The organism is Elusimicrobiaceae bacterium (assembly GCA_028700325.1).
In the GTDB taxonomy this organism is placed as follows: Bacteria; Elusimicrobiota; Elusimicrobia; order Elusimicrobiales; family Elusimicrobiaceae; genus JAQVSV01.
The window spans coordinates 1-6,780 of sequence record JAQVSV010000097.1; the positions used below are offsets into that span (position 1 = coordinate 1).

The window sequence follows — 6,780 nt, forward strand, 5'->3', positions numbered from 1 at the left end:
CAGCGTTTCAGTCGTGCGCGAAAACGGAAACAAGGTTACGTTGTCGCAACTGGGCAGGAATTTCGACCCGTGGCGCGACGCGCTCCGCACAGCGATGAGCAATATGCTGACGCACACGCAGACGGTGCTTAAACAGGCTGACGCGTCGCTCAGTCCCATTGCTCTGCGCAAAGCCGCGCAGATATTCAAAGAAGGAAAAGCGGTAAGCAAAACAGAAACAGACGCGCTGGCGCCCACGCTTTGGCCCGCGTTGGAAAGAACCCTGTGCGCGGATCGGGAATTTAAAACCAATTATGAATTCCTTAAAAACCTGAGCCTGCCGGAAAAAATCTGCGCCGGCTTCAAGCGCGGGCTTGGCCAGGCCGGAGATTATTTATTCGTTCTGGTGCCGCTCGCCGCATCTAACGCCGCGGCTTTTGAAACAGCCGGCCTTGACGCGAACCGGCCGGACGGCAAAAAAGAAAGCAGGGCCACCTATTTCTTCCGGCTTGCCGGCCATGCGCAATATAATGAACTGACGGCCCGGCAGGATAGAGATCGCGCGGCTGATAGTTTCATAAAGACCTTCAATACCTGCATGAGCGCGGTTAATTTCCGCCGCGCGCCGGTTTTTCTGAGCGACGAGCAACTGCTGCAACCGCGTTATGAAAAATACCGGTTCGCCGCGGCGGTAATACCGGAACTCGCCGTTCTGAGAGGTTTGTTCATCGGCCGGGTGATTCATGCCGAGAACTGGAAAGCGCGCGTGGCCGAACTTATTAAATTCGCCGAGGCACGCGGCCCGGCCAGATGGCCGGGCGACGAGGCCGAAGCAGAACCGGACGAGGAACCCGCTTCTCAAAATACCACTGGAGGCTGAGCTATGGCTGGCTATAAACATCCGTGCCGTTACTGCGGCAAACTGATCCCGCCGGAGGCGAATGTCTGCCCGGTCTGCGGAAAAGCAAACCCGCTGGGCCCGTTGCGGTGCCCAAAATGCCGCAACCCTATTGAAACAGGCTGGCAGAAATGCGGCCACTGCGGACTCCCGCTTGAAATCAACTGTCCAGTCTGCGGCAAACCGACGTTTTTCTGCGATTACTGCCAGCACTGCTCCGGCCGGCTGACGGTGACCTGCCCGAACCCGAAATGCAAATCCGAACAGCCGCCTTTAAGCGACATCTGCGTCAAATGCGGCAAAAAATTGAAATAGGAGGCAGTATGGCGTTACAACCTTTCACAAAAAATTTCGCGGACAACAGCACTGAAGCGGGCTTCCAGTTCACTTTTTTCTGCGACAGCTGCCGCGACGGCTACAAGACCAGGTTCATCGAATCCAAGACTTACAGGAAAAAAGGCCTGTTCAGAATGCTCGGCAACGCCGCCAGCATAGTCGGGCAGATGACCGGGCATAGCGGCATCGGGTCGAATCTCGAACGCGGAGCGGACGCCATATCGGCCACGTTCAACGGCATGTCGCCGGACTGGCATAAAGAACACGAAGCCGCTTTCGAACTCGCGCAGAACGAGGCGAAAGAGCATTTTCACCGCTGCCCCAAATGCAAAAACTATGTATGCGAAGCCGACTGGAACGAACAGGAGGGGCTTTGCGTGGACGACGCGCCCCGGGTAAACGTGGAAGTGGCGGCGGCAAAAGCCGGAAAAATGGTCAAGGATATAAAAGATACGGCGGAAGCTACGGCGGTTTTCACCGGCAGGATAGAAAGCAGACAGACCGTTTGCCCCGAATGCGGCAAACCCGCCGGCGAAGGGAAATTCTGCAATAACTGCGGCAGTCCGCTGGGCTTGCCGAAATGCCCGAAATGCGGAGCGGTCAATCAGCAGGGCACGCGCTTCTGCGGGGAATGCGGCACCAAACTATAATGTAGCGTAAAACAGAATCCCGGCCGGCCGCACCTGTCCGCTCTGACAGCGGGGGGATAGCGCCGGAGATTTCTGTTCATCATTGCCTGACGCGGGAAATTCGCCCGGCAGCGGCCTGAACCCGCCGGCCTGACCGGCAGCCCGCGAACCGGGCGATATTGTATAATTGAAAACAGCTCATGGGTGAATGTCCGGCCGGTTCCGTGCGGGAATACGGCCTCGGTTTTCTTAAACCCGTGAAGCGGTTCCATGCCAGGCCCGGCCACGGACTCCATGCGCGGCGGGCAACTTCTTTTGCGACTGGACTGCGCCCGGCCTATGCCGACACCGTTACTCTTTCAGAATGACAGAATCCCAGCCGGCCTGAAGCAGGGCAGGCTCAGGCTGATAGCGTTCATAACGCTTGCCGGATTTGCGCTTTCATATTTCTATTTCACGCTGCGGCTTTCGCCGCAGGGCGGTTTCCTCAACCTCGCGAGCGACCGGTTCAACGATTTTTTCAACATGCTGCGCATCTCGGCGGATCCCTATGCGCGCGCGATCGTGATTGGCAACAGTTTCCCGTTTCTGCAGCGCGTGTACTGGGCTTTCTCGCTGCTGCCGCTGTGGGCGGCGCGGTGGCTGTGGCTGCTGACTTTCGCCGGGTTCGGGCTGACGGCTCTGTACAGGGGCTTTAAGACCGGCGACCGCACGGGCGACGCACTCAACACCCTGGCCGTGTTCTGCTTTTCCTACCCGGTGCTGTTTGCGATAGACCGCGGCAATTTCGAAACCTATACGTTCATGTGCGTGTACCTGTTCGCCACGGCGTTTGCGGCAGGCAAACGCAATCTGGCGGCGGTGTTTCTTGGCATCGCGATGGCCATGAAGCCGTTCCCGGCGGCGTTTCTGGGCCTGCTGCTGGCGGAGAAGGAGTTTGACTGCGCGGCCAGGTCGGTTGCGACGGCGGTTGGCTTATCGCTGGCCTGCTACGCCTCTTATCCCGGCGGGCTGTTTGAAAATTTCGCAAGGCACACGCTCATCCTGCAGCTGTACCACTACGGCTACGTTTACGGCTACGGCGGAGTGGTGTACAGCCATTCGCTGTTCGGCGCGATAAAAGCGCTGCTCGGCGCGCCCACCCTGCCGTATGAACTGTGGTGGCTGGTGCGGGCGTGGGGACTGGCCGCGCTCGCGCTCGCCGGCTCGCTGGTGTGGTTTGCCGGACGCAGAAGAACGGAATTGCGGTTCTGGGAAAAAACCGCGCTGTTCGTATGCGCGATGAATCTGCTGCCCTATTCTTCGGGCGACTATAAACTTTTGCATCTGCTGACTCCGCTGATATTTTTTGCTAACGAACCGGACGCCGGCCCGTTCGACCGGTGGTACGCCGTTGTGTTCGGCCTGCTCCTTATCCCGAAAGGCTTTATCATGCGGGCGGGAATAAATGAGGGAGTAATCATCAATCCGCTGCTGATGCTTTGCATGGCGGGCCTGATAATTTACAGCCGCCGCGCGCAGGCGCCGGAACGGGGCTGACGCATGGATCTGCGCGAACTGCGCCTGCAGGGCAATGCCGGGGGGACAAGGCACCCCTGGGAACTGGCCCGCCTTGAAATAGCCGGGCGGCTGATACAGAAGCACGCGCGGCGGATCCGCTCTATTCTGGACATCGGCTGCGGCGACGGGTACCTGATGGCGGGGCTTGCCCGCCGGTTCGGCGCCGCGGCTGCCGGCGTGGACACCGCCGCCTCGCCCGAAGAAACAGCCTCCGCCAACCGCCGGTTTGCCGCAGCCGGCATAAAAGCGGAAATGACGGTTTCGTTAACGGCAGCGCGCGCGCTGCTGCCGGGCGAAACGGCGGACGTCGTGCTGCTAACTGACCTGCTGGAACATGTCGAGGACGACACGGCAGCTCTTGCGGCAATCGCGGCGGATCCGGCAACCGGTTCAAGCGTTTTCATCATTACCGTGCCGGCGTTCATGAGGCTGTTTTCGGAGCATGACAGGCAGTTGCGGCATTTCCGCCGCTACACTAAAGCGGAACTGGAGAGAACGGCCGGGTCCGCCGGGTTGGAAATACTGGAGTCCGGCTATTTTTTCACGGGACTGGCCGCCGTCCGCTTCATGCAAAAAGTATCGGAACGACCGCAAGGCCACGCCGGGGATTTCTCGGGCGTGGCGCTGTGGAAATACGGCCGCGCGGCGGCTGCGCTGGCCGCGAAACTGCTGATACTGGAATTTATGCTGACCGGTTTTTTAAGACGGGCCGGAGTCGCCTGCCCCGGCCTGTCGGCCTATGCGATATGCAAAAAACAGCTCTTGTAATACCCGCGCACAACGAGGAAAACCGGCTGGATTTAAACGCCTGCCTTCAGCTGCTGGCGGATAATCCCGGCCTGGTTCTCTGCTTTGTAAACGACGCCTCCGACGACGGCACCGAAAAAATGCTGCGCCGGTTCACCGAAAGTGCGCGGGGCCGCGCGTATTTAATCAGCCTTGCGCGCAACGAAGGCAAAGCGCAGGCCGTGCGGGCGGGAATGAACTTCATGCTGAAAGAAATGCCGGACTGCGGCTGGCTGGGATTCTGGGACGCCGACTTTTCCACTCCCGCCGCCGACATGCCGTTATTCCGCGCCGCCATGAACTCCTGTCCTGACCGGACAGCGGTCATAATGGGAAGCCGGATCCGGCGGCTGGGCTCCTCCATCCGGCGCAATTTCCTGCGCCACCTGCTCGGCCGATGCTTCGCCACGGCCGCCAGCCTTACGCTGGACGCGCCGGTTTACGACACCCAGTGCGGCGCCAAATTTTTTCGTAGAACCGCCGCCGAACCGTTGTTTGCCGAACCGTTCCTGACGCGCTGGCTTTTCGACGTTGAACTGCTGGCCCGCCTGCGCGCGGCCCGCGGCCCGGACGCGCTCGTCAGATCGGCAATGGAACTGCCGCTTGAAAACTGGGAAAGCAAGGCCGGCTCCAAACTCCGGCTTGCCGATTTCATAAGGGCGCCAATCGAGCTTCTCCGAATCCGCCGCAAATACCGCTGACCGCCGCAGCCGCCCGGCTCCGACGGGCCGCGCGTTCGCGCGGGCGCGCGCATATTTATGGTAGAATTTTATATCTATGCATTTGAAACCGCACCTTGTCACCGCACTGCTGCTGTTGCGCCTTGCCGCGCCCGCCGCCGCGCAGGAAGTGGCCGGCCCTGTCCAAAACAGCGGTATGACAGTTGAAAACAATTCAGATGAAACCGAACTGCTGCCGGAGCCGCTGCGCTTTCTGCGGCAGGGCGACAGGCTTACGCGCGAACAGACCTCCTCTCAATACGAAACCGACACCGCCGACCAGTGCAAAAATTCCGGGCTTGACGGCTGCACCGGATTCCGTTACAGCATCGAGGATTACCGCGAAAAAATCGTGGCGCCGCTTTCCAAGCCCACCGTATCCCCGCTGCCGCAGGAACAGCAGAACCTGCTCGACAAGATTTTCGATTATATCGTATTCACGCCCGGCAGCAACGCGCTGATACTGCTGCCGATTGTGGATTCGAGCAAAGACCTTGGCCCCAACATCGGCATAATGCCAATACTGGCCCTGCGCGACAACCAGACAAAAAGCATAACGTCCGTGGTCGCGCCGTCCATCAACTATAACAAATACCTTAAAACGACTCTGGCCTACCGGCAGTATTTTTTCCCCGGCCACAACAACCTTATAGCGACACGGCTGATCTGGTCGGAAGTGGTTAACAGGGACCTGTTTCTGCGTTACTTCAATCCGGAATTTCTCAGCGGCGATTACCGCTTCAACGCCGAACTGCGTTACTGGGTGAACGGCAAAGCCTCGTTTTACGGCATAGGCCCCGGCTCAAAAGAGGGGGACAAAGCCACTTTCGCACTGGACACACTGGGCGAGGAAGCCACGATCGGACTGCCGCTGGTAAATAAATTTTACCTTGAGCTGACGCACTCGTTCTACAGCTACAAGACCTCGCGCGGCCCGCTCGACACAAGCCCCCAGCTGCAGGACAAGTATCCCGACGTATACGCCCAGACTTCCGACAGCAAAAATTTTCTGCGCCACAAGCTGGCGCTGTTTTATGACTCCACCGACCATCCGTTCATACCCAAGCTCGGCGCGTACGCCGGGGTGTCGGCTGCCGCGGGCTTTCAGGGCGTGGGGTCGGATTATTCCTACGTCGTTTACGGCGCGCAGCTGAAACAGTATTACAACTACAGGCAGGAGAACAGATATATCACCGCGCTGAACGCGGTGTTCCAGCAGCAGCTGGGCAACGATCTGCCCTATTACGCCCAGCCGGTTATCGGCGAACGCACGGGCATCCGCGCCTACGGCGACGGCCGGTTTGTCGACCGGGGCAAGCTGGTTTTCAATCTGGAGGAACGTTTCACCATCGCCAGCCTGCCGGTGCTCCAGTTCCTGACCGATATCGAGGTCACCCCGTTCGCCGACTATGGCACTGTTTTCTATGAACCGCACGACGTCACTCTCGATAACATGAAGCTCGGTTACGGCGTGGCGCTGCGCGCGGTTCTGCGGCCTCAGCTTGTCTGCACCGCTGAATTCGCGTTCTCGAAAGAGGGTACGAATATCATAATAAACGTGGACTATCCATTCTGATCCGCCGGGCGGAACAGGCATGTTGTTCAGAAACACGATGCTTTATGGTGAATTGCAAACGCGCGGGGCGTACCAGCAATGATACCGGCTTTGCGCCAGCAAACACGTCGGGAGTTCGTCATGCGATGGAAAACCGGAAAAACTGATTCTTCGCCTGGCGCCGAAGCGGCACGGCCCGGTTCGATATCGGCCAATCGCTTCTGGCATGGTTGCGTTTTGGCTGTCTGCGCCGCGTTTTTTGCGGCATCCGCGCGGGCTGGCGGCGCAGCGGCAATCGCGCCGAATAATCCGGACTTT

The 6,780-nt window shown here is 59.1% G+C and carries 7 protein-coding genes; all 7 read left to right on the top strand.

Annotated features, from left to right (window positions below; translation table 11 throughout):
* The coding region (locus tag PHW69_09355) for a hypothetical protein (protein ID MDD4005388.1) at positions 1 to 859 on the top strand (859 nt) is incomplete at its 5' end.
* Between the two features lie 3 nt (positions 860 to 862).
* Positions 863 to 1,192, top strand: coding sequence for a zinc ribbon domain-containing protein (locus tag PHW69_09360; protein ID MDD4005389.1), 330 nt, complete (start codon positions 863 to 865; stop codon positions 1,190 to 1,192).
* Positions 1,193 to 1,200: 8 nt separating this feature from the next.
* Positions 1,201 to 1,863, top strand: a complete 663-nt coding sequence (locus PHW69_09365; protein ID MDD4005390.1) for a zinc ribbon domain-containing protein — start codon at positions 1,201 to 1,203, stop codon at positions 1,861 to 1,863.
* Positions 1,864 to 2,181: 318 nt separating this feature from the next.
* A complete protein-coding gene (locus PHW69_09370) occupies positions 2,182 to 3,381 on the top strand; it encodes a glycosyltransferase family 87 protein (GenBank protein ID MDD4005391.1) in 1,200 nt (399 codons plus the stop codon).
* Between the two features lie 3 nt (positions 3,382 to 3,384).
* Complete coding sequence (locus PHW69_09375) at positions 3,385 to 4,170, top strand: class I SAM-dependent methyltransferase (GenBank protein MDD4005392.1); 786 nt, start codon at positions 3,385 to 3,387, stop codon at positions 4,168 to 4,170.
* Positions 4,149 to 4,889, top strand: coding sequence for a glycosyltransferase (locus PHW69_09380; protein ID MDD4005393.1), 741 nt, complete (start codon positions 4,149 to 4,151; stop codon positions 4,887 to 4,889). The genes PHW69_09375 and PHW69_09380 overlap by 22 nt, the downstream gene beginning before the upstream one ends.
* Before the next feature lie 76 nt (positions 4,890 to 4,965).
* Positions 4,966 to 6,483, top strand: coding sequence for a BamA/TamA family outer membrane protein (locus tag PHW69_09385; GenBank protein MDD4005394.1), 1,518 nt, complete (start codon positions 4,966 to 4,968; stop codon positions 6,481 to 6,483).
* The last annotated feature ends 297 nt before the right edge of the window (positions 6,484 to 6,780 follow it).